Source organism: Achromobacter sp. NPDC058515 (assembly GCF_042721735.1).
GTDB lineage: Bacteria > Pseudomonadota > Gammaproteobacteria > Burkholderiales > Burkholderiaceae_B > Achromobacter.
Genome location: NZ_JBHXNI010000014.1, coordinates 48,569 through 74,002, shown reverse-complemented (window position 1 = coordinate 74,002; position 25,434 = coordinate 48,569). Strand labels below are relative to the sequence as shown.

Below are 25,434 nucleotides of genomic sequence, written 5' to 3'. Positions count from 1 at the left end.
GCCATGATGGAAACGCTGGTTTCGTTACTGGTCTGGGCGACGGACAAGGTGTGGCCGTTTCCCGTTCTTATTGTTGTTCTGGCGCTGGGCCTGGTGGCGATCTCCCGAATGATGGGGGTGCCTCAATCCAGCACGCCGCTTACCGTGGCGCTATGCGCCCTGCTGATCTGCATCCCATTCGGCACGCCGGCGCTGTTTTTCTTTGGCTCGCGCCTGACTGCCCCGTTGATTTACCACTATGGAACCCCGGGGCAGGCGGTAATCGTCTCCAGCAGGCAGACGGGCGACATTTTCAACGATCGTCCCGTGCGGCGTTATACCGTCATGCTGCAAAAGGCCGATGGCGAACGGCTGGAAACGCAATTCGATAGTTCCGACTTCAATGTCTACCCCGGTCGGCGCGAGGTCCGCTATCCGGCCGAAGGCCAGCCGTTCGAGGTGCGCTATCTGGCCAGGCAGCCACGGCGCTTTGTCATGCTTCTGCCTTAGCGTTTCGCGTGCGCCGGAACTGGGCCTGCCTGGTGCTCCACGGCCGGCGATGGTTGCGGAACATGGCCAGGTACACGCCGACCACCCAGGCCAGCGCCACCGCCCAGCCGCCAAGGATGTCGGACGGGTAATGCACGCCCAGGTACACCCGCGACAAGCCCACCGCCAGCGTGAAGGCAACCGAAAGCAGGATCGCCGGCCAGCGCCAGAGGGTCGGCCAAGCCAACAGAATCACCACCGCCGCCAGCGTCATCGAACCCATCGCATGGCCGCTGGGGAAGCTGAAGGTCGTTTCCGGCGCGATCGATTCCCACAGGCTGGGCCGGTCGCGCTGGAAGAGCTGCTTGGCGGAAAGATTCAGCAGCGCCGAGCCCACGAATGCCACCGCGGCGAACGTGCCCTCGCGCCAGCGCCGCGCCGCCAGCAGCGCCAGCACGATCAGCGCGTCGATGGGGATCACCCCGTACTGGTAGCCGGCCTTGGACATGAACACGAAAAAGTGGTTGAGGCCCGGGGTGGCGGATGCGTGCATGCGCCACAGCAAGGGATCGTCGAAGAACAGCGATTCGAGCTCGTGCACCTCGTCGGCCAACGCCACGAACACGCTCAAGGGAATCAGCACCCCCACGAACAGCAGGACGATCCGCCAGGCGTTGCGTCGCATGTAGGCTCGGACTCCGGCGGCATCCTCCACCGAGCCGGACAGGTCATCCCTGGTTTCGGACATGGCATCTTTCCACGTGCTGGTCGATCAGATTGGTCATGGACTGCACCGCCGCCGGCCAGGCGGCAGCGTCGGCGGGCGGCGCTGGGCGAAGAACGGCGTCACAGGCTTGCATGGCGGCCATTTTAGACCGAGCGGGCGGGATCGATGGCGCGACAGCGCACTCGCGCCCGCCGGCACGACAGCCACACCAGCATCGCCGCCGCGCCGAGCGAAATCCAGTAATCCACCGGTGCGCCGGCCCACCAATGGATATGCCACGGGATATGCTCGGGCGCGAAGCGCTCCAGCCCGTAAGCGGGATTCAGCACGAACCAGAGGAAATCCTCGGTGATCCAGAACAGCATGATGCAGGCGATCACCCGCGCCTGCGCCCGCCAGTTCCAATAGCCGCCGAACACCAGCGGAAAATGGAAGAACAACGCCACGCAGGGAAATATCCAGGCGTGATAGCCGGTCATCGCGCGGCCACCCCAGAACAGATCCAGCAGCCAATGCCGCTCGATCCGCCAGGTCGGCAGATTGGCGGCCCAGCCCGCGGCGCCCTCGATCTGGATTTCCACATTGGCGAAGAAATACGCCAGCAGCAGCGTCCAGGCTATCGTCAGCGACACCGCCAGCGGATGCCGGGACGGCCGCGAGGCGCCGGCGCTGACCGGCGGATTGGCAACATCCATTTCACCGCCCGCCATCGTTCACATCCGCCGCGTCGAGAGCATCCGCAACGATCTGCAGCACGGACTGCGCCGCTTGGGGCCGCCCCAGCGCGGCGGCGGCCGCGCGCATCCGCTGCAGACGCTGCGGCTCGGCGAGCAGCATGCCCACCCGGTATTCCAGCGCCACCGCGTCGATCGCCTTGAGCGCCGCGCCCTGCTCCAGCAAATAGTCGGCGTTGCTCTCCTCCTGCCCGGGTATCGGCGCGTTGAGCAGCATCGGCACGCCCATCGCCAGGCATTCGGACGTGGTCAGTCCGCCGGGCTTGGTGATGACCAGGTCGGAGCACGCCATCAACCGCTGCACCTCGTCGGTAAAGCCGAACGGGAACAGGCGGCCGGCATGCTCCGCCTCCATGGCGCGCAACCGGGTCAGCGCGTCCTGGTTGCGGCCGGCCAGCACGATCAGCTGGAAATCGTGCCGCGCCCCCGCTGGACCAAGCCGCAGCAGCGACGCGGCGACCTCGTCCAATCCGCCCAGCCCGCCGCCGCCGCCCATCAGCAGGATAGTGCGCCGCGCCGGGTCCAGGCCGAAATGGCGCGCGCACGCCTGGCGATCCGGCGGTTCGGCGAAGGCCGGCATCACCGGGATGCCAGTGACGTGGACGCGGTCGGCCGGGATGCCGGCGGCGCGCATGCGGAAAGCGACTTCCTCGCTGGCGGCGAAGTAACCCGTCATCCGCGGGATCACCCACATGCCATGCAGATCGAAATCGGTCACCTGCACCCATACCGGCGTCGCCAGCCGCTCGCGCCGTATTTCGTGCATCAGGATTTCGGCGGGCAGGAAATGCGTGCAGACAATGGCGTCGGGCGCGAACTCGTCGATGGCGCGCCGCAGCGCGCGGGTGCCGAGCCGTTCGGTGGCGCGCCGCAGCTTCTGCGTGGGCGAGGCCGGATCGGCCGTGGACGTGGCGTGATAGAGCATGCGCCACAGTTGCGGATGGCGATGGACCAGCTTGATGTAGAAATCGGTATAGAGCTTGCGGAACGCCGCAGGGACGTATTCCATCACGTCCAGGTGCAGCGTCTCCACTCGCGGGAACGCCGCAGCGGCGGTGGCGCGCAACGCCTCGGCGGCGCGCGCGTGGCCCGCGCCCGCGGACACGCTGAGGAACAGGATTCTTTTCGGCGACATGCGACCCGGGCTCCTTGATTCACTGCGTTCGGATGCCCTGACTTGCTGATGCCTGCCCTGGCGAATCGCGGATGTTAGAGCATTTCCGGCATCCTTTGCCCGGCTCCGCGCAGAGAGAGTGGGCGCCAGAGGCGCCTTGCGGCAGGCAAGGACGCGACGGCGCCTGCCTTGCTGGAGCCAGCCTGTGAGCAGCAAACAAAAAGCCCTCGATTTCTCAACGAAATCAAGGGCTTTCATGTGTTCTTGGCGGACAGAGGGGGATTCGAACCCCCGATACGCTTTTGACGTATACACGCTTTCCAGGCGTGCGCCTTCAACCGCTCGGCCACCTGTCCTACTGCATTTTTCGGGCTTGCTTGCTGCTGCGAAAAATGCGAATCCGCGATTCTAGCAGAATGCCGGACCTCACAGCAAGCGGGCAAAGAAAAAGGGACGCACTACACGCGTCCCTTCCCCGACCGGCGCCTTACACCGACGCCGGCGGGTCCTGCTCCCGGTAGGAGCTGATCGTGCCGTCCGGCTCGGTCTCTTCCAGCCGGACTCGGAATCCCCACAAGCGCGCCAGGTGCTTCATCACCTGCTCGGCATCCTCGCCCGCCAGCGGCCGGCCGCGGCTCTTCAGGTGGCGCAGCACCAGCGAACGGTCGGTGTCGCGGTTGAAGCGGACGACCTGGATGTCCGGCACCTGGTTGTCGCGATTGTGCTGCGCGGCCAGCAGGCGGCGGATGTCGCGGTAGCCGTCGTCGTCGTGGATGGCGGCCACTTCCAGCTTAGGATTGGCCTGGTGATCCGAGATCGCGAAGAAACGGAATTCGCGTATCAGGCGGGGCGACAGGTACTGCGAGATATAGGATTCATCCTTGAAGTTGCGCATGGCGAAGTCCAGCGTCTTCAGCCAGTCGCCTCCAGCGATGTCGGGGAACCAGCGGCGGTCCTCTGGCGTGGGCGCCTCGCAGATGCGGCGGATGTCCGACATCATCGCAAAGCCCAGCGCATACGGGTTGATGCCGCCGTAGCCGCGCTCGTCAAAGCCGCGCTGGCTGACCACGTTGGTGTGGCTTTGCAGGAACTCCATCATGAAGCCGTCGTTCACCAGTCCCTTTTCGTGCAGGCGGTTCAGGATGGTGTAGTGCCAGAACGTGGCCCAGCCTTCGTTCATGACCTTGGTCTGCGTCTGCGGATAAAAATACTGCGCGATCTTGCGGACGATGCGCACAAGCTCCTTTTGCCACGGCGCGAGCTTGGGCGAGTACTTCTCGATGAAGTACAGCAGGTTTTCTTCGGGCTCCGGCGGGAACACCGAGGCCGTGGCGCGCGTGTCCTTGTCCGCTTCCAGGCGCGGCAGCGTGCGCCACAGGTCGTTGTATTGCAGCCGGGCGTGCTCCTGGCGCTCGGCCTGGCGCGCGGCTTCTTCCTTGTAGGACACCGGCGTCGGCCGCTTGTAGCGGTCCACGCCGTGGTGCGACAGCGCATGGCAGGAATCCAGCAGCGCTTCCACCGCATCGATGCCGTAGCGGTCCTCGCAGGACATCACGTACTTGCGCGCGAACACCAGGTAATCCAGCACGCCGTCGGCGTCGGTCCACTGGCGGAACAGGTAATTGCCCTTGAAGAACGAGTTATGCCCGTAGCAGGCGTGCGCGATCACCAGCGCCTGCATCGTCATGGAGTTTTCTTCCATGAGGTACGAGATGCAGGGGTTGGAGTTGATGACGATCTCGTACGCCAGTCCCTGCATGCCGCGCCGGTAGAACTGCTCGTTGCGGATGAACTCCTTGCCGTAGGACCAATGCGGATATCCGATGGGCAAGCCGGCCGAGGCGTAGGCGTCCAGCATCTGTTCCGAGGTGATCACCTCGATCTGGTTCGGGTAGGTGTCCAGCCCGTACTCGCGCGCGACCTGGGAGATCGCGTCGTCATAGGATTGGATCAGTTCGAACGTCCATTCGGAACCCTGGGAGATCGGCCGGGCTGCGCCGGCCAACTCCGGCTCCACGAGAGCACCCACGATGGCATTCATGCGGTCTCCTTCTTGAACAGATCATGGAACACGGGGAAGATTTCGCCGCGATCGCAGATGCGCCGCATGACGAAGTGCGGCTCCAGCTTCTGTTCATATTCCGCCCACAGGCTGCTCTTGCGCGCCTCCTGCGAGTCGGGGATTTCAATATAGGCAAAGTAGCGCGTCGACGGCAGCAGGTGCTCGGCCAGGAAGCGCGCGCTCTTGCCGGCGTCGGCGCCGAAAGAATCGCCGTCGCTGGCCTGCGCCGCGTAGACGTTCCATGCCGCGGGCGGATAGCGCTTTTCAAGAATCTCGCGCATCAGCTCCAGCGCGGAAAGCACGATGGTGCCGCCGCTCTTGGGGTCGTAGAAGAACGTCTGCTCGTCCACTTCCTCGGCATTGTCGGTATGGCGGATGAAGACCAGGTCCACGTGCTCGTACTTGCGCGACAGGAACAGGTAGAGCAGCGTGAAGAAGCGCTTGGCCAAGTCTTTCTTGCCCTCGTCCATGGAACCGGACACGTCCATCAGGCAGAACATGACCGCGCGCGCCATGGGGATGGCCACCGACACGCGGTTGCGATAGCGCAGATCCAGGTCGTCCAGGAACGGCACGCGGGCCAGGCGTTCGCGGCAGTCCTCGACATCCTGTTCCAGCGTGCGGATCTCGGCGGCGGGCGCGCCCGCCGCGCGGGCCTTGGCCAGCGCTTCCTCGGCGTCTTCAAGATCGGCGCGCGCCTTCACGCTGAGCGCCACCCGCCGCGCCAGGGAAGACTTGAGCGTGCGGCTGATGCTCAGCATGCTGGGCGAACCGGTGGTGGTGTAGCCCGCGCGCTGCCATTTCTTCTGGCTGACTTCGCCCAGCTGGTTGCGCGCCAGGTGCGGCAGTTCCAGGTCCTCGAAGAACAGGTTCAGGAACTCGGCCCGCGACAGGCTGAAGGTGAACTGATCGACCGATTCGCCTTCTCCGGGTTCGGACCCGCCTTCGCCCTGCCCGCCCTGCGGCCGGTCGAAGGTGTCTCCCTTGGCGAACTCGCGATTGCCAGGGTGCACCAGTTCCCGGTCGCCGCCCGAGCCGTGCCTGAAGGTCGGCTCGGAGATGTCCCTGGCGGGCAGGTTGATCTCTCCGCCCTGATCCATGTCCTGGATCGAGCGATCACGGATCATCCCGTGGACCGCCTTGCGGATCTGGTCCTTGTAACGCCGAAGAAAGCGCTCCCGGTTAACGGCGCTTTTGTTGCGCCCGTTAAGACGGCGATCGATCAGTGAATTCATGATTCACCCCGCTCAGGAAGACTTCCTCACACGGAGATACCACTCGCACAGCAGCCTGACCTGCTTTTCCGTGTAGCCCTTTTCAACCATCCGATCCACGAAGCTCTGGTGTTTCGACTTGTCCTCGGCGGAGGCCTTGGCGTTGAACGAAATCACCGGCAGCAGATCTTCCGTGTTCGAGAACATCTTCTTCTCGATCACTTCGCGCAGCTTTTCATAGCTGGTCCAGGTGGGGTTGCGGCCGTTGTTGTTGGCGCGCGCCCGCAGCACGAAGTTCACGATCTCGTTGCGGAAGTCCTTCGGGTTTGCGATGCCCGCTGGTTTCTCGATCTTTTCCAGTTCGTCGTTCAGCGCGCTGCGATCGAAGCTCTCGCCGGTTTCAGGATCGCGGAATTCCTCGTCCTGGATCCAGCAGTCGGCGAACGTCACGTAGCGGTCGAAGATGTTCTGGCCATATTCGGAATAGGACTCCAGGTAAGCGGTCTGGATTTCCTTGCCGATGAATTCCGCGTAGCGCGGCGCCAGGAAGCCCTTGATGAACTCCAGGTAGCGCCGGCGGATTTCCTCGGGATAGTCCTCGCGGCCGATCCGCTGCTCCAGCACGTACATCAGGTGCACCGGGTTGGCGGCCACTTCCGTCTGGTCGTAGTTGAAGACGCTGGACAGGATCTTGTACGCGAAACGCGTGGACACCCCGTTCATGCCTTCGTCGGTGCCGGCGTAGTCCTTGTACTCCTGCAGGGCCTTGGCCTTGGGATCCACGTCCTTCAGGCTTTCGCCGTCGTAGACCCGCAGCTTCGAATAGATGCTGGAGTTCTCGGGTTCCTTCAGGCGGGTCAGCACCGAGAATTGCGCCATCATGTCCAGCGTTCCCGGCGCGCACGGCGCCTCGGACAGCGAGCTGTGATGCAGCAGCTTCTCGTAGATGCGGACCTCTTCCGACACCTGCAGGCAGTAAGGCACCTTGACGATGTAGATGCGGTCGAGGAACGCCTCGTTGTGCTTGTTGTTGCGGAAGGTCTGCCATTCCGACTCGTTCGAGTGGGCGAGGATCGCGCCGTTGAACGGAATCGCGGAGAAGCCCTCCGTGCCCTTGAAGTTGCCTTCCTGAGTCGCGGTCAGCAGCGGGTGCAGCATCTTGATCGGGGCCTTGAACATTTCCACGAACTCGAGCAGCCCCTGGTTGGCCAGGCACAGGCCGCCGGAATAGCTGTAGGCGTCCGGATCGTCTTGCGAGTGGCGGTCGAGCTTGCGGATGTCGACCTTGCCGACCAGCGAAGAAATGTCCTGGTTGTTCTCGTCGCCCGGCTCGGTCTTGGCGATGGCGATCTGGCGCAGCACCGACGGATTCAGGCGCACGACGCGGAACTGCGAGATGTCGCCGTCGAACTCCTTCAAGCGCTTGACCGCCCAGGGCGACATGATGCCGCTCAGGTAGCGCCGGGGGATGCCGTATTCCTTTTCAAGCATGTCGCCGAACCGTTCCGGATGGAACAGGCCGAGCGGAGACTCGTTCACCGGCGAACCCTTCAAGGCATAGATGGGATAGCTTTCCATCAACAGCTTGAGCCGTTCCGCGATGGACGACTTGCCGCCGCCCACCGGTCCCAGCAGATAGAGGATTTGCTTGCGCTCTTCCAGTCCCTGTGCGGCGTGCTTGAAGAACGCGACGATCTGTCCGATCACGTCCTCCATGCCGTAGAACTCCTGGAACGCCGGATAGCGCCGGATGGTCCGGTTGGAAAACAAACGGGAAAGACGTGGGTCGTTGCGCGTATCCACGATTTCAGGCTCGCCGATCGCGGCCAGCATGCGCTCAGCGGGGCTGGCGTACGCCATGGGATCGCGTTTGGCGAGGTTCAGATACTCTTCGAGGGAGAGCTCCGATTCCTGCTCTCTTGCATACTGCGACTTGAAGCCTTCGACGATGTTTTGCACGGAAACCTCCTACAACACGCGAAAAATCCAATACGTCCCTACATGCCCATTGTGCCTCAGCGCTTGCGCTTTACTAGACAATCTCGCCATAAGCATTGTTGGCCAGTTGTTATGTTGCTTTCGCCACACATCAACCATCGGCATGATCGGGCCCTTTCCATTTAGGCTGCACCCGTCGGAAACAAGTTCCGTCAGGGAATGCAACTTACGTGAATAAGTTCACTCGTTTTCCTTCAGCATATTGCTATAGCCGGCATGCCTGATGTGGCCGCGCATGAAATGGTCAGCAATCATTTGAAGGGATGAGCGATATCCCGGTGGATTCTTATGATCCGGGCGTAAACCCGGTGCGCCCGCTATGCGATGGCAGCGGACGGTCTGAACGGCGCTTTGCGTCTTCGTTCAGCAGCGTGCCGGTCCGGTCGTGAAAAGCGCCGATAACGCGGCACGGGAATCCGTGGTGACGTGGGCGCGTGGGCACTGTGCGGGAAGGCCGTGAGCGCGTAGCGCCAAGTCATGCACCTATGCTAAAGCCAATTGACCGTTTTGTGGCAATTCATTTGGCGCATAAACCAAAATAGTGATTACACAAGCGTCAACAAATGTATGCGCGTGCGTCGCTCGCGGATTCAACGACGCCGCCATGCGGGCTTGCGAACCCTGCAAATGCAGGCTGCGCGCGGCATGCAGCGAATTGGCAGCCACGCATGCAGAGTGCTAGTACCCCTTGCGCCATCACGGATAACCTTGCGCACGCGGCGTTCGCGCGCGGGAAAATACGCACGCCAAGCCCGCGTTCATCCGCCACTTTCCGCTGCATTCAATTGCTTCGTTTGCGGCCCGCTAGGACAGCGCGACCCGCTGCATCAGCGCTTGCCAGGTGTCGGCCACGCGCGCGCGCACGCAAAGGTCGGCCCCGACCCTTCCGGCCTCGACGAACTCGTAGCGGCGGGCGGCGTCCAGGTGCTCCAGCATCGGCAGGCGCACCATGCCGGCCGCGTCGCCCAGCAGCACGGGCGCCAGGTACAGCAGCAGCTCGTCCACGCAGCCCTCGGCGACCAGCGCGCCGCTGAGTCCGGCTCCGGCCTCGACGTGGACCTCGTTGAACTGTTCCCGGGCCATCCAGCGCATCATGGCGCGCAGGTCGACCCTGCCGGGCGTGTCGCCCGGCAGGCACACCACGCGGGCGTTCCTGGCGGCCAGGCGCTCGGCTTTCGCGTCGTCGTCGCGCGCGGTGAAGAGTATGACTTCCGCGCCGTCGAACAGGCGGGCGTCCTCGGGGATCTCGAAACGGCCGTCCACGACGGCCTTGCGCGGCTGGCGGGGCGTATCCACGCCGCGCACGTTGAGCTGGGGATCGTCCTTGAGCACGGTGCCCATGCCGGTCAGGACCACGCAACTGCGCGCTCGCCAGCGGTGCCCGTCGGCGCGGGCCTCGGGCCCCGTAATCCATTGCGACATGCCGTTGTGCAGGGCGCTGCGCCCGTCCAGCGAGGCCGCCATCTTCATCCACACCCAAGGCAGGCCGCGGCTCATGCGGGAGATGAAGCCGGCGTTCACGGCCAGCGCCTCTTCGCGGCAGACGTCCGTGGCCACCTCGATGCCGGCGTCGCGCAAGCGCGCCAGCCCCTGTCCGTTGACCAGCGGATTCGGGTCGCCCATGGCGACCACGACGCGCGCCGGCCTCGCCGCCAGCACCGCGTCCACGCAGGGCGGCGTGCGGCCGAAATGGCTGCAAGGCTCCAGGGTGACATACAGCGTGGCGCCGGCGACCGACTCGCCTCGCGCCTCGGCGTCGCGCAGCGCGCGGATTTCCGCGTGCGGGCCGCCGGGCGGCTGCGTCGCCCCTTCGCCCAGCACGCGCCCGTCGCGCACGATCACGCAACCGACCCGGGGATTGGGCGCGGTCGTGTACATGACGGTCTGCGCCAGCGCCAGGGCGCGTCGCATCCAGAAAAGGTCGTCGGTGTCGCTTGGAGTCTTCATGCCAGGAATTGTATGTCCGCCACGCGCCGGCAAGACACGCCGTTACTGCGCGGACCCGTTGCCGTCCCCGGATGTCCGTTTTGGGCCGCCAGCGGTCTCGGATCGCGCTCGCGAAGGCGGCCGATTGGGGTAAAAATAGCTCCGATCCCTTTAAATTCGCAGGCCAGGAGGCCGGACATGAAACAGGCATTGATCGTCATCGACGTACAAGAATCTTTCCGCCAGCGTCCGTTTTGGGATGAATCCGAATATCCGGCGTTCCTGGCGCAGATCCAGCCCCTGATCGATTCGGCCGCCGCCCGGGACATTCCGGTGCTGCAGGTGTTCCACACCAGCCCGTCCAGCGACCCCGCCAACCCGTTTTCGCTGGCCTCGGGGCACGTCAGAACGCTGAAGGAACTGCGGATTTCCCCCACCGCCGTGTTCCACAAGACCGTGCATTCTTCGCTGTACGCCAAGGCTGCGGACGGCTCCACCTTGCACGATTGGCTGCTTGAACACGGCATCGAAGGCATCATCGTGAGCGGCATCCGCACGGAGCAGTGCTGCGAAACCACGTCGCGCCACGCCAGCGACGCCGGCTTCAAGGTGCTCTTTCCCACCGACGCCACCCTCACCTTCGCCATGCAGAGCCCGTCCGGCAAGCACTACACGCCGGCCGAGATCCGCGACCACACCGAACTGGTCCTGCAAGGCCGCTTTGCCCGCGTCGTGCGCGCCGCCGACGCGCTGGCGGCATAGCCCGCCGCGGGAGGCGCGCATGATTCCCGTGTACTTCGTGCTGTCGCGGGGCATCGTCCTGCTGGACCTGGCGGGTCCGGCGGAAGCTTTTCGCGTCGCCAACAAGCTTTGCCCCGACGCTTTCGAACAGCACTTCTGCGGCCCTTCCCGCGACGTCGAAAGCGGCATTCCCGGCCTGCATCTGGCGCATGTCCAAGCCCTGCCCGCGGCGCTGCCGTCCCATGCGCTGGTCATCATTTCCGGCGTGGTGGGCAAGCACACCCGCCTGGACGACCCGGACGCGCGCGCCATCGTGGACTGGCTGGCCATCAGGCACCCCGCCGACGGCTTCACCCTGATGACCGTCTGCGCGGGCGCGCTGTTCGCCGCCGCCGCAGGCCTCACGCGGCACCGCGAATGCACCACGCACCACTCCTGCCTGGAACAGCTGGGCGCCATCGACCCGAGCGCCCGCGTGCAGGACAACCGCATCTTCGTTGAGGACGGCAACCTGGTCAGCAGCGCGGGCATCACGGCGGGCATCGACCTGGCGCTGCACATGGTGTCGCGCCATTGCGGCCCGCGCGTCGCCAGCGAAGTGGCGCGCGACATGGTGGTTTACCAGCGCCGCGCCGGCTCGGATTCCACGCTGTCGCCCTGGCTGGACCACCGCAGCCACATGCATCCGGGCGTGCACCGGGTCCAGGACGCGGTCGTGCGCAACCCGGCGGCGCCCTGGTCGGCCCAATCGCTGGCGGACCAGGCGCACACCAGCCCGCGCCACCTGACGCGGCTGTTCCGCGAGCATGCGGGCTGCACGCCGATGGACTATCTCTACCAGATCCGCGTGGCGCTGGCGCGCGACCTGCTGCGCGAAACCCGGCTGGACCTGGAGCGCGTGGCGGAGAAATCGGGCTTTGGATCGGCACAGCACATGCGCCGCGTGTGGCGCAAGTTCCAGCCGCTGACGCCCAGCCTCATGCGCGCGGCGCCCATGCAATAAACGGCGCCAGGGCGCCGTCATTGCAAGCCAGCCGCGGGCGGGCGGCTATTCCTTGCGCAGCTTGCCCGGCAGCAGCGGCCCCTGCATTTCGCGGATGGCCTCGACGAATTCGCCGATGTCCTCGAAGCTCTTGTAGACCGAGGCAAAGCGCACGTACGCCACCTTGTCGAGCTTGCGCAGTTCGTTCATGACGAGCTCGCCGATATGTTCGGTGGGCACTTCCCGCAGCCCGCTGGCGAGCAATTGCTCTTCGATGCGGGCAACGGCTGCGTCCACGTCCTCGGTGCTGACTGGCCGCTTGCGCAGCGCCAGGCTCAGGCTGCCGCGCAGCTTGGCGGGATCGTAGTCGCTGCGGCTGCCATTGCGCTTCACGACGGAGGGCATGGCAAGCTCCACCCGCTCATAGGTGGTGAACCGCTTGTCGCAGGACAGGCAGCGGCGGCGACGGCGTATGGCGTCGCCCTCTTCGGACACCCGGCTGTCGACGACCTGCGTTTCGGCATTGCCGCAAAATGGACACCGCATGTGTGTTCCCTAAAGGCGCTGATGGCAATAATTGAGCATATTGTAACGACGCGCCCCGCGGGTAGCGCCAATATGGACGAATTCGTCCCTAATAGTATGGGCCAGTCCGCTCGCCAACCGCGCAAAAAAGGGACGGCGCCTTGCGGAGCCGTCCCTTTGTCCGGGATCCTGAGGCGCAGACCGGCTCCGCCTCAGGGCCGATTGCTTACTTCTTGCCGTAGACCGGCAGGCGCGAGGTCAGTTCGTTGACGCGGGCGCGCACGGCGGCGATATTGGCCTCATCGCGCGGATTGTCCAGCACGTCGGCGATCAGGTTGGCGGTCAGCTCGGCATCGGCTTCGGTGAAGCCGCGCGTGGTCATGGCCGGCGTGCCCAGGCGGATGCCGCTGGTCACGAAGGGCTTTTCCGGATCGTTCGGGATGGCGTTCTTGTTGACCGTGATGTGGGCCTGGCCCAGCACCGCTTCCGCTTCCTTGCCCGTGATGCCCTTGGAACGCAGGTCCACCAGCATGACGTGGCTTTCGGTACGGCCCGAGACGATGCGCAGGCCGCGCTTGACCAGCGTGTCGGCCAGCACCTTGGCGTTCTTGACCACTTGCTGCGCGTAGTCCTTGAACTCGGGCGCCAGCGCTTCCTTGAAGGCCACGGCCTTGCCGGCGATGACGTGCATCAGCGGACCGCCCTGGATGCCGGGGAAGATCGCCGAGTTGATGATCTTCTCGTGCTCGGCCTTCATCATGATGACGCCGCCGCGCGGGCCGCGCAGCGACTTGTGCGTGGTCGACGTGACGAAGTCGGCGTGCGGAACCGGGTTGGGGTAGGCGCCGCCAGCCACCAGGCCGGCGTAGTGGGCGATGTCGACCATGAACAGCGCGCCGTTTTCACGGGCGATGCGGGCCATGCGTTCGAAATCGATGTGCAGGGCGTAGGCCGACGCACCCGCCACGATCAGCTTGGGCTTGTGCTCTTTGGCCAGTTGCTCGACTTGCGCGTAGTTCAGGACTTCGTTTTCATCCAGGCCGTACGAGATGAAGTTGTACAGTTTGCCCGAGGCGTTGACCGACGCGCCGTGCGTCAGGTGGCCGCCTTCGGCCAGGCTCATGCCCAGCACGGTGTCGCCCGGCTTCAGCACGGCCATGTACACGCCCTGGTTCGCCTGCGAACCCGAGTTGGGCTGCACGTTGGCGGCTTCGGCGCCGAAGATCTGCTTCAGGCGATCGATGGCCAGCTGTTCGACCACGTCCACGTATTCGCAACCGCCGTAGTAGCGCTTGCCCGGGTAGCCTTCGGCGTACTTGTTCGTGAGCTGCGTGCCCTGGGCTTCCATGACGGCCGGGCTGGCGTAGTTCTCCGAAGCGATCAGCTCGATGTGCTGCTCTTGGCGAACGTCTTCCTTTTGGATGGCGGCCCAAACGTCCGGGTCAGCCTTGGACAGGGTGAGGTTGCGGTCAAACATGACGGGGGGTTTCCTGAGGCGGTAAGAGAGGAGAAAACTGCATCGGGTGGGTAAACCCGGAGAATGCTGAGTAGTTTACCGCGTCGGGCGGAATCAATTGCCGCCAAAATGCCCCGAACCCGGGCAAAATGCGCCGGACGGGCGTGAAAACCACGGCATTCCCCCGCCTCCGGAAACCGCTCTCAACCCGACTTGAGAAACTTTCATGCAAAGCGCCACGCTCATAACCTACTCACTAGTAGCCGCGGCTGGCGTCATCAGTCCCGGCCCCGCCACCATGCTCGCCATCCGCAACGGCGCGGCCGGCGGATTGCGGACCGTGCTGCCTTCACGGCGCTGTTTCCCCAGTTCCTGAATGCCCACGAGCCGCTGCTGCCGCAGTTCCTCATCCTGACCGGCATTTTCATGGCCATGTCGCTGGTGTCGCTGCTGACCTACGGCGCACTTGCCCGCCGCGCCCGCGGCTTGCTGCGCCAACCCCGCATCGTCGTATGGCTCAACCGCGTGGTGGGCTCGATCTTTGTCGCATTCGGCCTGGCCCTGCTGCGCCTAAAGCGCGTGGCCGCCTGACGAAGGTTGGCTCGCCGCAAAACGGAAAGGGCCGCATACGCGGCCCTTGGTTCATCACGCAGCCGGAATCAGGCCGACGTGGCGCCGATCTGCTTGGGCGCAAGCTTCGGGTTGAGCGTGTACGTGCCCGTCAGCGATGCCTGGGCCAGCACATGCTTCTGGATGGCGCGAAGCGCGTCCTCGCCGGTGAACGACCCCTGGAGGTTCAGGCTGGGGACGTCCAGCGCGTACAGCGTGAACACATAGCGGTGCACCAGCGCGTCGTTCCAGGGCGGGCACGGGCCGTCATAGCCGAAGTACTCGCCGCTCATGTCGTGGTCGTTGGCGAACCACGAGGAATAGGAGTTGATGCCCTGGCGCGCGTCCATCGGCGCCAGGGGACCGCCCTTGCCGCGCGGCGTGATGCCGTTGGAAAACACGCCTTCGTCGATCTCGCGCAGGTCTGCCGGCAGGTCCACCAGCACCCAATGGAAGAAGTCCTCGCGCGGCAGGTCGGCCGGCACTTCGCGGCCTTCCTGGTTGACGTCGTCGGGACGCGAAGGCACGTCAGGGTCGTGGCAGAGCAAGGCAAACGACTGCGTGCCCGCCGGGACGTCGTCCCAGGAAAACTGCGGGTTGTAGTTGTCTGCCAGCGCGACGTGCGATTGCGCATCGATCCTGCCGAATGCGTAGCGCTCGGGAATCGACTCGTGATCGGAAAATGACAAACTCGAAAGTTCCATGTCGTGCTCCTTGATGTGCTGCAAAGGCGCCCTGCCCCTGTCCGTACCCTCAGCGTATCAAAAACTTCGCATTCACGGGTTCAAGTTAACACGCGCGAACTTGCGCTTGCCCACCTGAACGACGTAAGTCCCCGCCGGCAATTGCAACGATTTGTCTTCCACGCGGTCGCCGTTGACGCGCACGCCGCCTTGCTCCACGTTGCGCTGCGCTTCCGATCCGGAAGCGACCAGGCCGGCTTCGCGCAGCAGCTTCAGGATGCCGACCGGCGCGCCGCCGATGTTCACCTCGGGCATGTCTTCAGGAATGGCGCCGTCGCGGAAACGCGCCTCGAACGAGGCCAGGGCATCGTCCGCCGCCTTCGCGGAATGGAAGCGCGCGATGATTTCCTGGGCCAGCATGACCTTGGCGTCGCGCGGATTGCGGCCGCCGTCGATCTCCTGCTTGAGCGCGGCGATGTCTTCCAGCGAACGGAACGACAGCAGCTCGAAGTAGCGCCACATCAGCGTGTCGGAAATCGACATGAGCTTGCCGAACATCGAATCGGGCGACTCCGAAATGCCGATGTAGTTGCCCTTGGACTTGGACATCTTCTCTACGCCGTCCGTCCCCACCAGCAAGGGCATCGTCAGGATGCACTGGGGCTCCTGGCCGTACTCCTTTTGCAGCTCGCGCCCGACCAGCAGATTGAACTTCTGATCGGTGCCCCCCAGCTCCAGATCGGACTTCAGCGCCACCGAGTCATAGCCCTGCATCAGCGGATACAGGAATTCATGCACCGAGATGGGGATGCCGCCCTTGAAGCGCTTGGTGAAGTCCTCGCGTTCCATCATGCGGGCTACCGTGTAGCGCGACGCCAGCTGGATCATGCCGCGCGCGCCCAGGGGATCGCACCATTCGGAGTTGTAACGGATCTCGGTGCGGGACGGATCCAGCACCAGGCTGGCCTGCGCATAGTAGGTCTTGGCGTTGGCCTCGATCTGTTCGCGGGTGAGCGGCGGGCGCGTGCTGTTGCGGCCGCTGGGGTCGCCGATGGTGGAGGTGAAATCGCCGATCAGAAAGATGACGTTGTGGCCGAGGTCCTGCAGCTGGCGCATCTTGTTCAGCACCACCGTGTGGCCCAGGTGGATGTCCGGCGCGGTGGGATCCAGCCCCAGCTTGATGCGCAAGGGCACGCCGGTGGCGCGGCTCTTGGCCAGCTTGCGGGCGAATTCGGATTCGACCAACAGCTCATCGCAGCCGCGCTTGGCTATACGCAGATCAGCTTCAACTTCGGGGGTGATAGGGGCTTCGGAGGGTGACATGACAGGGGGACCAATGCGGCTTCAGCCGACAAAAAGGTGTAAAAAGTGACGAAAACTATCGAAAATTCTAGCCGAATCGGCTAGGATACCGGCCTAATCATACGCAACTGTCATATACGCAGTTGTGGTTCGGCCTACCACCCGTTGTTCACAAGATGCGCCCCGCGCCAGCCCTTGCCCCGGAAACGTGGCGCGCGAGGGCCGTTCGTGTCACGCACCCTGCGAGCTCAAGCCACCTGAGAGGGTATCTTCACGATGAATCGTGGCCTCCACGAACTGGCGAGTAGCATCAAGCGCAAAGTTGCTGCCCTGTTTGCGCCCGTTGAGCCCAAGCCCCACCGCTCGGGACTTTTCCGCCGCACTCTTCTCGTCACCGCCATTGGTCTGTTCGCAGGCGCCGCCGCTCTCGGCATGGTGCAGCAACCCGACCGCAGCGAACTCCCCCCGTCGCGCATCATCCAGAGCATTCTGCCGCTGACCTCCGAGCAAGTCGAGGTCAGCAGCCCCAGCGCCGCGCCCTATATCAGCGAAACCCGCATCCGCGCCGGCGACACGCTGGCCGCGGTGCTGCAGCGCCTGGAGCTCGACGCCCCGAATCTGCAAAGCTTCCTGACGCACGACGCCAGCGCCCGCAGCATCTACAAGCTGTACCCGGGCCGCTCCGTGCAGGCCGCCACCGACGACCAGGGCAACCTGATCTGGCTGCGTTACATCCACACCCCCGGCAACGAGGCGGATGGCCAGGTCGTGACGCGCATGCTGCACGTCGCGCCCGCCGGCGACAGCTACAAGGCCGAGGAAGTCACCGAAAGCACCGACCGCCAGACCCGCGTCGCCGTGGGCACGATCAAGTCGTCGCTGTTCGGCGCCACCGACGCCGCCGGCATCCCGGATTCGGTCACCATGCAGATGGCCGACATCCTCAGCGCCAAGATCGACTTCCTGCGCGACCTGCGCCAAGGCGACCAGTTCCGCGTGGTCTACGAAGTGCGTTCGCACGACGGCCGCTACGCCGGAGCCGGCCGCGTGCTGGCCCTGGAATTCATCAACGGCGGCAAGACCTACAGCGCCGTCTGGTTCAGCCCCGACGAAAAGAGCGGTTCGTACTACGACTTCGACGGCACCAGCCTGCGCGGCGCGTTCCTGCGTACCGCCCTGAAGTTCAGCCGCATCAGCTCCACGTTCGGCATGCGCATGCATCCCATCCACAAGACCTGGACGGGACACAAGGGCGTCGACTACGCCGCGCCCTCGGGCACGCCGATCCACTCCACCGCGGACGGCACGGTCGAGTTCTCGGGCTGGCAGAACGGCTACGGCAACGTCGTCATCGTGAAGCACCACGGCAAATACTCGACCCTGTACGCCCACCAGAGCCGCATCGCCGAAGGCGTCGCCAAGGGCTCGAAGATCTCGCAAGGCCAGCTTCTGGGCTACGTCGGATCCACCGGCTGGGCCACCGGCCCGCACCTGCACTACGAGTTCCGCGTCGACAACCAGCCCATCGATCCGCTGTCGGTGGACCTGCCGGTCGCCCGCGCCCTGGAACCCGCGGAAGTCCGCGCGTTCAACCAGGCGGTGGCGCCGTACAAGCAGCAGATCCAGCTGCTGACCGAGTTCCAGCAAACCCTGCCCGACGCGCTAACCAACGTGGCCAGCCGCTAGCCGGACCGGCAAGCAAAACGTCCATGAAAGGCGGCCCGCGCATCTTCTGCCCGGCCGCCTTTCTTCTTTCGAGGCGCCTGTGAATTCCACCAAGCCCACGCAGCTAGGGAGATCAACGCTCTACATAGGGTTGATGTCAGGCACGAGCGTCGACGGCGTCGACGGCGTGCTGGCGCGGCTGGCGGACGGCCAGGCGCCGCAGGTGCTGGCCAGCGCCGGCCTGCCCATGCCCGAAAACCTGCGCCGTGAATTGTTGGCGCTGAATGTGCCGGGCAACGACGAACTCGCGCGCGGCGCGCTGGCCGCCAACGCCCTCGCCCGCCTCTACGCCCAGGCCGTGGCCGCCCTGCTCCGGGACGCCGGCCTGCCGGCGCGGGACATCGCCGCCATCGGCGCGCACGGCCAGACCGTGCGGCACCGCCCCGACAGCGGCTATACACTGCAGCTCAACGCGCCCGCGCTGCTGGCCGAACTCACCGGCATAGACGTCGTGGCGGATTTCCGCAGCCGCGACGTGGCCGCCGGCGGCCAGGGCGCGCCCCTGGTGCCGCCGTTCCATGCCGCGGTCTTCGGCGCGCCGCAAGGCCGCGCCGTGCTCAATCTGGGCGGCATCGCCAATGTGACGCTGCTGGCGCCCGGCCAGCCCGCGCGCGGCTTTGACACTGGTCCGGCCAACGTCTTCCTGGACGCCTGGTGCCAACGCCACCTGGGCCAGCCTTACGACGCCGACGGCCGCTGGGCCGCCACGGGCCAGGTGCTGGCGCCCCTGCTCGAGCAACTGATCGCCAGCGAGCCGTGGTTCGGCCTGCCCCCACCCAAATCCACGGGCCGCGACCTGTTCAACATGCAGTGGCTGGATGATCGGCTGGCCGCATTCGACGGCCCCAGGCCGGCTCCCGAGGACGTGCAGGCCACGCTGCAGCGGCTGACCGCCAGGACGGTCGCCAACGCCATCGACGCGGCCGCCGCGGCCACGCAAGAGGTGTTCGTATGCGGAGGCGGCGCGTACAACGCGGGGCTCATGCGCGAGCTGGCCTATTGCCTGCAGCGCCCCGTGCAGCCCACCGACGCCCTGGGCGTGCCCGCCCAGCAGGTCGAAGCGCTGGCCTTTGCGTGGCTCGCGCAGGCCTTCGTGGAGCGCAAGCCCGCCGGACTGCCGGCTGTCACGGGCGCGCGCGGCGCCCGCATCCTCGGCGCGCTGTATCCCGCGTAAAAGGGGCCGCGCGCTGCGGCCCAATGCAAGCAAAAAGCCCTTCGGCAAGCCGAAGGGCCTTTATGTTTCTCGCCCGGCGATTACACCGAGAACGAGGAGCCGCAGCCGCAGGTGGTGCTGGCGTTGGGATTGCGGATGACGAACTGCGCGCCTTCCAGGTCTTCCTTGTAGTCGATCTCGGCGCCGACCAGGTACTGGAAGCTCATCGGGTCGACCAGCAGCTGCACGCCGGCCTTGTCCAGCACGGTGTCGTCTTCGTTCACGACTTCGTCAAACGTGAAGCCGTACTGGAAGCCCGAACAGCCGCCACCCTGGACAAAGACGCGCAGCTTCAACTCGGGATTGCCTTCCTCGGCCAACAGGTCTTTCACTTTGGCGGCAGCCGAGTCGGTAAATACCAGAGGAACAGGCGGGGCGGCCTGAAGGTCGACGGTTTCGGTCACTGCATTCATGGTTCACTCCTGGCCGGTACGGCCATATTTCAGTGAGCGGCGTCGCCGCTCGTATGGTGTCACTATAGCGCAGGGCTTGACCAGACTCAAAGTTCCAGTTTGACGCTGCGCGAGACCCGGACGGTTTCGCCCTCCAGGACGCTTACCGTCACGCTTTCGGGGACAAATCCCTCGGGCACGGCCAGGAGGCCCTGGCTGCGCTGGTACTGATCGAACCGCAAGGCGAGCGATGCGGCCGTGGTGCTGTCGCCGGTGGCGGTGACCGGCCCGGATTCCGCCTTGACCTGCAGGGGAGCCAGGTCCACCGTCACGGTTTCGCCCTTGAGAACGCCGGTGGCCTGGAACCGCAGCGCGCCCGCGAACGGCGCGGCGCCATTGCGGCCGCTGCGCATCAGCAGCACCTTGTAGCGCAGCCCGCCGCCCTGGCGGTCGATCTGCACGCTCCGGATGTCCACGGAGCCTTCCGGCCCCGGCGGCAGCAATTGCTCGTAGAACGCCAACTGGTCGCGCACGCGGCCGATCTCGGCCTGGGCGGCGCGGAGCTGGGTTTCGAGCTCCTGGCGCGCCGAGCGCTCGATGACCAGTTCGCCGTCGGCGGTGTCCAGCTGGGCGCGGGTGTAGCGCAGCTGCGTGGCTTGCTGCCGCATGGCCTCTTCCTGCTCTTCGGCCTGCCGCGCGCTGATCACCACTGCGTCTTGCGGACGGTAAAGCTGGCGGGCATGGAAAAACCCCGCCGAACCGCCCAGCAGCACGCCGACCAGCAGCATCGCGAGCAGACGCGCCAGCCCGTGGCGGGCGGGACGCGGCTGAGGCGTGGGGGAAGGATCTGCTGGCATAAAGAGCGGCGGCCCGCGGCTAGTGGCCGCGCAGCCCCTATGGCATCACGGCAGGATGGCGACCTGGTCCAGGCCGACCGATTCGGGAATACCGAACATCAGGTTCATGTTCTGGACGGCCTGGCCGGCGGCGCCCTTGACCAGGTTGTCCTGCACCACCATGACGATCAGCTGGTCGCCGTTGCCGGGACGGCTGAGCGCGATGCGCAGGTTGTTCGATGCGCGCACCGAACGGGTTTCGGGGAGGCTGCCTGCGGGCATGACGTCCACGAAGGGTTCGTCGGCATAGCGTTGCTCGAACAGCGCCTGGAAGTCGGTATCGCGCGCTTCCGGCAGGATGCGGGCGTAGATCGTGGAGAACATGCCGCGGATCATCGGCACCAGGTGGGGCACGAACGTCAGGCCGACCTTGCCGCCGGAGATTTTTTCCAGCTGGGCGACGATTTCGGGGTGATGGCGGTGACCCGCCACGCCGTAGGCCTTGAAGTTGTCGGAGGCTTCCGAAAACAGCGAGCCCACTTCCGCCTTGCGGCCGGCGCCCGACACGCCCGACTTGCAGTCGGCGATCAGGGTTTGCGCATCGACCAGCGACTTGCCGCCCTCGAGCAGCGGGGCCAGGCCCAGCAGCACGGTGGTCGGGTAGCAGCCGGGATTGCCGATGACGCGCGCCTTGGAGATGGCTTCGCGGTTCAGTTCCACCAGGCCATACTGGGATTCGGCCAGGATATCCGGGCAGGTGTGGGGAATCTTGTACCAGCGCTCGAAGGTGGGAATGTCCTGCAGGCGGAAATCGGCGGCCAGGTCGATAACGCGGGTGCCGGCGTCGATGAGCTCCTGGGCTTGCGCCATGGCCACGCCGTGGGGCGTCGCGAAGAACACCACGTCGCAGTCCGTCAGCGAGGCCTTTTCCGGGGCGGAGAAGGCAAGCTTCACGCGGCCTCGCAGGTTCGGATACATATCAGCGACCGGCAGCCCGTCTTCCTTGCGGGACGTGATGGCGGTCAATTCCACGTTGGGATGCTGCGACAGCAAGCGCAGCAGCTCGACGCCGGTATAACCGGTGCCGCCGACGATACCAACCTTGATGCGGGTGTTCGATGCTTGGGCCATGATATGTGCTCTTCGGAGAACGAGGATCGATTGTATCGCTCAGGAAACGGGGGTTGCGCCGCAGTGCTCGAAATGGCGCGGCAACCCTGCTTTCCGACCGGATGGGGCGCGTGGAGTTCCGCGCCGGGCCGGCAATGACGCCGCATTGCCGCCCCAAAAACAAAAAGCCCGCCGAAGCGGGCTTTTTGCAGGACATTAACGCTTGCTGAACTGCTTGCGCCGACGTGCCTTGCGGAAGCCGACCTTCTTGCGTTCGACTTCACGGGCATCGCGGGTCACGAAGCCAGCTTGCGACAGCGAGGGCTTCAGCGTCGCGTCGTAATCGATCAGGGCACGCGTGATGCCGTGACGGATTGCGCCGGCTTGGCCGGTTTCGCCGCCGCCGTGCACGTTGACTTTGATGTCAAACGATTCCAGGTGGCCGGTCAGTTCCAGCGGCTGGCGCACGACCATGCGGCCGGTTTCACGAGCGAAGAACTCGTCGACGGGCTTGCCGTTGACGACGATCTTACCCGTGCCCTTCTTGATGAAAACGCGAGCCACCGAAGTTTTGCGACGGCCGGTTCCGTAATTCCAGTTACCGATCATGGCGTTTCCTTAGATATCCAGCGTCTTGGGCTGCTGGGCGGTGTGCGGGTGCTCGGCACCGGCATAGACCTTCAGCTTCTTGATCATGGCGTAGCCCAGAGGACCCTTGGGCAGCATGCCCTTGACAGCCTTCTGAATGGCGCGGCCGGGAAAACGCTCTTGCATTTTCTCGAAGTTCGTTTCACGGATACCGCCCGGGTACGTCGTGTGGCGGAAGTACTTCTTGTCCTTCGCCTTGTTACCCGTAACAACGATATCGGACGCGTTGATGATGACGATGTAGTCACCGGTATCAACGTGCGGCGTGAATTCAGGTTTGTGCTTGCCACGCAGACGACGTGCGACTTCGCTGGCCACACGACCGAGGACTTTGCCCTTGGCGTCGATCACAAACCAGTCACGTTGGACTTCATGCGGCTTGGCCACAAAGGTCTTCATGATGGTTCCTAAGAATAAAAATTTGCTCTGGCCAGACCATCTGGCCAGTGTTCTTTCCCAAACTAGGCCGGAAATGAAACTCCAGCCTCTAATCGACTCCCGCCTAAGCGTTATTACCCGCCCGTGCAATAGCCAAAATGAGGGAAAGCCTGAAATTCTAACACGGTTGCTCAAAAAATGGGCAAGCGGGCAGAATTCAGGCGGGATCAGGCGCCCAGGTAGGCTTCCAGCACGCGCGGATGGCCCAGCAATTCGCGGCCGGAGCCGGTCAGCGCCATGGCGCCGTTTTCCAGCACATAGCCGTGCTGCGCGATCTTCAGCGCCTGGCGCACGTTCTGCTCGACCAGGAACAGCGTCAGGCCGTCGGCATTGATGGCGCGCAGCGAGCGGAAAATCTCCTGCACCACGATCGGAGCCAGACCCATCGACGGCTCGTCCAGCAGCAGCAGCCGCGGCTTGGCCATCAGGGCGCGGCCGATGGCCAGCATCTGCTGTTCGCCGCCGGACAGGTTGCCGGCGATGCCCGTGATCCGTTCCTTCAGGCGCGGGAACAGGTTGAACACGTATTCCAGGTCCGAACTGACGTTTTTCAGGCCGCGGCGATACGCGCCCAGCTCCAGGTTCTCCTGGACGGTCATGGTGGTCAGGATGGCCCGGCCTTCCGGCACCTGCACGATGCCGCGCGCGACCAGCTGGTGCGGAGCCAGGTTGGTGACGTCTTCGCCTTCGAACAGGATGCGGCCGCGCGCCTTGGGCAACAGGCCCGACAGCGCCAGCAGCGTGGTCGACTTGCCGGCGCCGTTGGCGCCGACGAGGGCGGTGATTTCGTTGGCGTTCAGGTCCAGGTCGATGCCGCGCACGGCTTCGATGTGGCCGTAGTTGACCTCGAGTCCGCGGACTTCCAACATAATGCTCATCGTGCGGCCTCCGCCTGTTCGGTGTCTTCGTCGTCTTCGCGGCCCAGGTAGGCCTCGATGACCTGCTCGTTGTTGCGGATCTCTTCGGGACCGCCGCAGGCGATGATCTTGCCGAAGTTCAGCACGGCGATGCGTTCGCACAGGCCCATGACGAAGCGCATGTCGTGCTCGATCATCAGGATGGTGTAGCCGCGATCGCGGATCGCCAGGATCTCGCGCATGAGCTCGGCGCGTTCGCCGGTGTTCATGCCGGCCACCGGCTCGTCCAGCAGCAGCAGCTTGGGCTCGGTGGCCAGCGCGCGCGCCAGCTCCAGGCGGCGCTGTTCGCCGTAGGACAGGTTGTCGGCCAGGTCATTGGCCTTATGGTCCAGGCGCATCCACGTCAGCAGTTCATGCGCGCGTTCGCGGGCGCGCTTTTCGTGCTCGCGGTAGCCGGGCAGGCCCAGCAGCAGGCTGGGAAAACCGTAATTCATGTGGCGATAGGCGCCCACCACCACGTTTTCCAGCAGCGTCATCTCCTTGAAGAGACGGATGTTCTGGAACGTGCGGGCGATGCCCATGCGCGTGATGCTGTGCGGCCTCTTGCGCAGCACGCTCTCGCCCTGGAAGGTGATCGTGCCGCCGCTGGGCGGCAACAGGCCCGTGATCAGGTTGAACACCGTGGTCTTGCCGGCGCCGTTGGGGCCGATCAGGCCAAAGATGGCGCCTTCGGGCACGGACAGGCTGACGTCATGCAGCACATGCAGGCCGCCGAAGCTCTTGGAGACGGAGGACAGTTCAAGCATGGCGCTTGCCTCCTTGGCGGCTTTGACGCATCCAGCGCTTGAAGCGCGCCGGATCCCAGATGCCTTGCGGCAGGAACAACACAATCACCACCAGAATCACTCCGTTCGCGATCAGGCGCAAATCCGCAAAGCCGCGCAGCAGTTCGGGCAGCACCGTAATGATGAAGCTGCCCAGCACGGGACCGGCCAGGCCGCCGATGCCGCCCAGGATCGCCATGGTCAGGATCTCGACGCCGCGGTCAAAGCCGTACTCGTTGGGGCCGATGAAGAAGGTCAGGTGGGCGTTCAGCGCGCCGGCCAGGCCGGCGATCATCGCGCCGGCGACAAACGCCAGCATCTTGTTGGCGCGCACGTCGATGCCCATCAGGCCGGCCGCCGTTTCGTCGCCGCGTATGGCGTCGAAAGAGCGTCCGATCTTGGAGGCGCGCACGCGCCACAGCACGAACAGGACGATGACCACCGCCAGCACCACATGCCACCACTGCGTCAGCTGCGGAATGCCGTTAAGGCCCAGCGCGCCGCCGGTGAGGGACTCGGTGTTCAGGATGGTCACGCGGACCACTTCGCCAAAGCCCAGCGTGGCCATCGCAAGATAGACCCCTGACAGCCGCAAGGTCGGCAAGCCGATCAAGGCCGCCACCAGCGCGGGCGCGGCCATGCCGCCGGCCAGCGCGACCGTGAACGGCGCGTCGTAGTTCATGGTGAGCAGCGCGGCGGCGTACGCCCCGATGCCCATGAAGGCGGCGTTGGCCATGGCCAGCATGCCGCAAGCCAGGGTCAGCCAGATGGAGAGGGCCAGCAACGCGTTGGTGCCCAGCGTGAGCACCAGATTGCCATAGATGGCCCAGAAGTTTTCGAATCCGCTCAT

The 25,434-nt window shown here is 64.8% G+C and carries 25 protein-coding genes and 1 tRNA gene; 6 read left to right on the top strand and 20 right to left on the bottom strand.

Going from position 1 to position 25,434, the window contains the following annotated elements:
* Positions 1-3: 3 nt before the first annotated feature.
* Positions 4-489: a hypothetical protein gene (locus ACFWP0_RS22115; protein ID WP_377845655.1), complete on the top strand. Its 486-nt coding sequence runs from the start codon at positions 4-6 to the stop codon at positions 487-489.
* Here the strand turns inward: ACFWP0_RS22115 and ACFWP0_RS22110 are convergent.
* From ACFWP0_RS22110 to ribD, 8 genes are all read right to left on the bottom strand, one after another.
* Positions 473-1,216, bottom strand: coding sequence for a phosphatase PAP2 family protein (locus ACFWP0_RS22110; RefSeq protein ID WP_377845653.1), 744 nt, complete (start codon positions 1,214-1,216; stop codon positions 473-475). The two genes, ACFWP0_RS22115 and ACFWP0_RS22110, sit on opposite strands and share 17 nt — an antisense overlap.
* 122 nt (positions 1,217-1,338) lie before the next feature.
* A complete protein-coding gene (locus ACFWP0_RS22105; protein ID WP_377845651.1) occupies positions 1,339-1,890 on the bottom strand; it encodes a hypothetical protein in 552 nt (183 codons plus the stop codon).
* Position 1,891: 1 nt separating this feature from the next.
* On the bottom strand, positions 1,892-3,064 hold the full coding sequence (locus ACFWP0_RS22100) for a glycosyltransferase (RefSeq protein ID WP_377845650.1): 1,173 nt from the start codon (positions 3,062-3,064) through the stop codon (positions 1,892-1,894).
* Positions 3,065-3,308: 244 nt separating this feature from the next.
* Positions 3,309-3,399 (bottom strand) — tRNA-Ser (locus ACFWP0_RS22095).
* A gap of 131 nt (positions 3,400-3,530) precedes the next feature.
* On the bottom strand, positions 3,531-5,084 hold the full coding sequence (locus ACFWP0_RS22090; RefSeq protein WP_377845648.1) for a SpoVR family protein: 1,554 nt from the start codon (positions 5,082-5,084) through the stop codon (positions 3,531-3,533).
* Entirely contained in the window at positions 5,081-6,340 is a 1,260-nt protein-coding gene (locus ACFWP0_RS22085) for a YeaH/YhbH family protein (RefSeq protein WP_377845646.1), read from the bottom strand. Before ACFWP0_RS22085 ends, ACFWP0_RS22090 begins: the two co-directional genes overlap by 4 nt.
* Before the next feature lie 12 nt (positions 6,341-6,352).
* Entirely contained in the window at positions 6,353-8,269 is a 1,917-nt protein-coding gene (locus tag ACFWP0_RS22080) for a PrkA family serine protein kinase (protein ID WP_377845908.1), read from the bottom strand.
* Positions 8,270-9,121: 852 nt separating this feature from the next.
* Positions 9,122-10,264 (bottom strand): bifunctional diaminohydroxyphosphoribosylaminopyrimidine deaminase/5-amino-6-(5-phosphoribosylamino)uracil reductase RibD, encoded by a 1,143-nt coding sequence (gene ribD, locus ACFWP0_RS22075; RefSeq protein ID WP_377845644.1) that lies wholly within the window; start codon positions 10,262-10,264, stop codon positions 9,122-9,124.
* Between the two features lie 177 nt (positions 10,265-10,441).
* Between ribD and ACFWP0_RS22070 the strand changes: the two genes are divergently transcribed.
* Both ACFWP0_RS22070 and ACFWP0_RS22065 read left to right on the top strand, forming a co-directional pair.
* Entirely contained in the window at positions 10,442-11,005 is a 564-nt protein-coding gene (locus tag ACFWP0_RS22070) for a cysteine hydrolase family protein (protein WP_377845642.1), read from the top strand.
* A gap of 19 nt (positions 11,006-11,024) precedes the next feature.
* Positions 11,025-11,987 (top strand): GlxA family transcriptional regulator, encoded by a 963-nt coding sequence (locus ACFWP0_RS22065; RefSeq protein WP_377845640.1) that lies wholly within the window; start codon positions 11,025-11,027, stop codon positions 11,985-11,987.
* Between the two features lie 45 nt (positions 11,988-12,032).
* On the opposite strand, the gene nrdR is transcribed toward ACFWP0_RS22065, so the two are convergent.
* Both nrdR and glyA read right to left on the bottom strand, forming a co-directional pair.
* Positions 12,033-12,512 carry a transcriptional regulator NrdR gene (gene nrdR, locus ACFWP0_RS22060; protein ID WP_377845638.1) on the bottom strand — a complete coding sequence of 160 codons (480 nt, stop codon included), beginning with the start codon at positions 12,510-12,512 and terminating at the stop codon, positions 12,033-12,035.
* Between the two features lie 205 nt (positions 12,513-12,717).
* Positions 12,718-13,968: a serine hydroxymethyltransferase gene (gene glyA / locus ACFWP0_RS22055; RefSeq protein WP_377845636.1), complete on the bottom strand. Its 1,251-nt coding sequence runs from the start codon at positions 13,966-13,968 to the stop codon at positions 12,718-12,720.
* A gap of 192 nt (positions 13,969-14,160) precedes the next feature.
* Here glyA and ACFWP0_RS22050 point away from each other — a divergent pair, with 192 nt between their 5' ends.
* Entirely contained in the window at positions 14,161-14,538 is a 378-nt protein-coding gene (locus ACFWP0_RS22050) for a LysE family translocator (protein ID WP_377845634.1), read from the top strand.
* 68 nt (positions 14,539-14,606) lie between these two features.
* On the opposite strand, the gene ACFWP0_RS22045 is transcribed toward ACFWP0_RS22050, so the two are convergent.
* Both ACFWP0_RS22045 and tyrS read right to left on the bottom strand, forming a co-directional pair.
* A complete protein-coding gene (locus ACFWP0_RS22045) occupies positions 14,607-15,260 on the bottom strand; it encodes a YbhB/YbcL family Raf kinase inhibitor-like protein (RefSeq protein ID WP_377845632.1) in 654 nt (217 codons plus the stop codon).
* Positions 15,261-15,332: 72 nt separating this feature from the next.
* Positions 15,333-16,562, bottom strand: a complete 1,230-nt coding sequence (gene tyrS / locus ACFWP0_RS22040) for a tyrosine--tRNA ligase (RefSeq protein WP_377845631.1) — start codon at positions 16,560-16,562, stop codon at positions 15,333-15,335.
* A 255-nt stretch (positions 16,563-16,817) separates the two neighbouring features.
* On the opposite strand from tyrS, the gene ACFWP0_RS22035 reads away from it, so the two are divergent.
* Both ACFWP0_RS22035 and ACFWP0_RS22030 read left to right on the top strand, forming a co-directional pair.
* Complete coding sequence (locus ACFWP0_RS22035) at positions 16,818-18,227, top strand: peptidoglycan DD-metalloendopeptidase family protein (RefSeq protein WP_377845629.1); 1,410 nt, start codon at positions 16,818-16,820, stop codon at positions 18,225-18,227.
* Positions 18,228-18,306: 79 nt separating this feature from the next.
* A complete protein-coding gene (locus tag ACFWP0_RS22030; RefSeq protein ID WP_377845628.1) occupies positions 18,307-19,440 on the top strand; it encodes an anhydro-N-acetylmuramic acid kinase in 1,134 nt (377 codons plus the stop codon).
* Positions 19,441-19,520: 80 nt separating this feature from the next.
* On the opposite strand, the gene erpA is transcribed toward ACFWP0_RS22030, so the two are convergent.
* The 8 genes from erpA to ACFWP0_RS21990 all read right to left on the bottom strand — a co-directional run bounded on the left by erpA (position 19,521) and on the right by ACFWP0_RS21990 (position 25,434).
* A complete protein-coding gene (gene erpA / locus ACFWP0_RS22025; RefSeq protein ID WP_006226695.1) occupies positions 19,521-19,892 on the bottom strand; it encodes an iron-sulfur cluster insertion protein ErpA in 372 nt (123 codons plus the stop codon).
* An 86-nt stretch (positions 19,893-19,978) separates the two neighbouring features.
* A complete protein-coding gene (locus ACFWP0_RS22020; protein WP_377845626.1) occupies positions 19,979-20,728 on the bottom strand; it encodes a DUF6776 family protein in 750 nt (249 codons plus the stop codon).
* 45 nt (positions 20,729-20,773) lie between these two features.
* Complete coding sequence (gene argC, locus ACFWP0_RS22015; protein WP_377845624.1) at positions 20,774-21,838, bottom strand: N-acetyl-gamma-glutamyl-phosphate reductase; 1,065 nt, start codon at positions 21,836-21,838, stop codon at positions 20,774-20,776.
* Between the two features lie 195 nt (positions 21,839-22,033).
* The gene (rpsI, locus tag ACFWP0_RS22010; protein ID WP_008163098.1) at positions 22,034-22,426 is read right to left on the bottom strand and encodes a 30S ribosomal protein S9; all 393 of its coding nucleotides are present in this window, start codon (positions 22,424-22,426) and stop codon (positions 22,034-22,036) included.
* 9 nt (positions 22,427-22,435) lie between these two features.
* Positions 22,436-22,864: a 50S ribosomal protein L13 gene (gene rplM / locus ACFWP0_RS22005; RefSeq protein ID WP_377845622.1), complete on the bottom strand. Its 429-nt coding sequence runs from the start codon at positions 22,862-22,864 to the stop codon at positions 22,436-22,438.
* A 206-nt stretch (positions 22,865-23,070) separates the two neighbouring features.
* Positions 23,071-23,781 carry an ABC transporter ATP-binding protein gene (locus ACFWP0_RS22000; RefSeq protein WP_377845620.1) on the bottom strand — a complete coding sequence of 237 codons (711 nt, stop codon included), beginning with the start codon at positions 23,779-23,781 and terminating at the stop codon, positions 23,071-23,073.
* Positions 23,778-24,566, bottom strand: a complete 789-nt coding sequence (locus tag ACFWP0_RS21995; protein WP_377845618.1) for an ABC transporter ATP-binding protein — start codon at positions 24,564-24,566, stop codon at positions 23,778-23,780. Before ACFWP0_RS21995 ends, ACFWP0_RS22000 begins: the two co-directional genes overlap by 4 nt.
* The gene (locus ACFWP0_RS21990) at positions 24,559-25,434 is read right to left on the bottom strand and encodes a branched-chain amino acid ABC transporter permease (RefSeq protein WP_377845616.1); all 876 of its coding nucleotides are present in this window, start codon (positions 25,432-25,434) and stop codon (positions 24,559-24,561) included. Before ACFWP0_RS21990 ends, ACFWP0_RS21995 begins: the two co-directional genes overlap by 8 nt.

Excerpts from the sequence above, each read along its gene's own strand:
- ACFWP0_RS22045 (WP_377845632.1), bottom strand. The coding sequence starts at position 15,260 with ATGGAACTTTCGAGTTTGTCATTTTCCGATCACGAGTCGATTCCCGAG.
- ACFWP0_RS22000 (WP_377845620.1), bottom strand. The coding sequence starts at position 23,781 with ATGAGCATTATGTTGGAAGTCCGCGGACTCGAGGTCAACTACGGCCAC.
- ACFWP0_RS22100 (WP_377845650.1), bottom strand. The coding sequence starts at position 3,064 with ATGTCGCCGAAAAGAATCCTGTTCCTCAGCGTGTCCGCGGGCGCGGGC.
- ACFWP0_RS22090 (WP_377845648.1), bottom strand. The coding sequence starts at position 5,084 with ATGAATGCCATCGTGGGTGCTCTCGTGGAGCCGGAGTTGGCCGGCGCA.
- ACFWP0_RS22110 (WP_377845653.1), bottom strand. The coding sequence starts at position 1,216 with ATGTCCGAAACCAGGGATGACCTGTCCGGCTCGGTGGAGGATGCCGCC.
- rpsI (WP_008163098.1), bottom strand. The coding sequence starts at position 22,426 with ATGATCGGTAACTGGAATTACGGAACCGGCCGTCGCAAAACTTCGGTG.
- ACFWP0_RS22070 (WP_377845642.1), top strand. The coding sequence starts at position 10,442 with ATGAAACAGGCATTGATCGTCATCGACGTACAAGAATCTTTCCGCCAG.
- ACFWP0_RS22085 (WP_377845646.1), bottom strand. The coding sequence starts at position 6,340 with ATGAATTCACTGATCGATCGCCGTCTTAACGGGCGCAACAAAAGCGCC.
- ribD (WP_377845644.1), bottom strand. The coding sequence starts at position 10,264 with ATGAAGACTCCAAGCGACACCGACGACCTTTTCTGGATGCGACGCGCC.
- erpA (WP_006226695.1), bottom strand. The coding sequence starts at position 19,892 with ATGAATGCAGTGACCGAAACCGTCGACCTTCAGGCCGCCCCGCCTGTT.
- glyA (WP_377845636.1), bottom strand. The coding sequence starts at position 13,968 with ATGTTTGACCGCAACCTCACCCTGTCCAAGGCTGACCCGGACGTTTGG.
- ACFWP0_RS22115 (WP_377845655.1), top strand. The coding sequence starts at position 4 with ATGATGGAAACGCTGGTTTCGTTACTGGTCTGGGCGACGGACAAGGTG.
- ACFWP0_RS22020 (WP_377845626.1), bottom strand. The coding sequence starts at position 20,728 with ATGCCAGCAGATCCTTCCCCCACGCCTCAGCCGCGTCCCGCCCGCCAC.
- tyrS (WP_377845631.1), bottom strand. The coding sequence starts at position 16,562 with ATGTCACCCTCCGAAGCCCCTATCACCCCCGAAGTTGAAGCTGATCTG.
- rplM (WP_377845622.1), bottom strand. The coding sequence starts at position 22,864 with ATGAAGACCTTTGTGGCCAAGCCGCATGAAGTCCAACGTGACTGGTTT.
- ACFWP0_RS22035 (WP_377845629.1), top strand. The coding sequence starts at position 16,818 with ATGAATCGTGGCCTCCACGAACTGGCGAGTAGCATCAAGCGCAAAGTT.
- ACFWP0_RS22065 (WP_377845640.1), top strand. The coding sequence starts at position 11,025 with ATGATTCCCGTGTACTTCGTGCTGTCGCGGGGCATCGTCCTGCTGGAC.
- ACFWP0_RS22105 (WP_377845651.1), bottom strand. The coding sequence starts at position 1,890 with ATGGATGTTGCCAATCCGCCGGTCAGCGCCGGCGCCTCGCGGCCGTCC.
- ACFWP0_RS21995 (WP_377845618.1), bottom strand. The coding sequence starts at position 24,566 with ATGCTTGAACTGTCCTCCGTCTCCAAGAGCTTCGGCGGCCTGCATGTG.
- ACFWP0_RS21990 (WP_377845616.1), bottom strand. The coding sequence starts at position 25,434 with ATGAGCGGATTCGAAAACTTCTGGGCCATCTATGGCAATCTGGTGCTC.
- nrdR (WP_377845638.1), bottom strand. The coding sequence starts at position 12,512 with ATGCGGTGTCCATTTTGCGGCAATGCCGAAACGCAGGTCGTCGACAGC.
- argC (WP_377845624.1), bottom strand. The coding sequence starts at position 21,838 with ATGGCCCAAGCATCGAACACCCGCATCAAGGTTGGTATCGTCGGCGGC.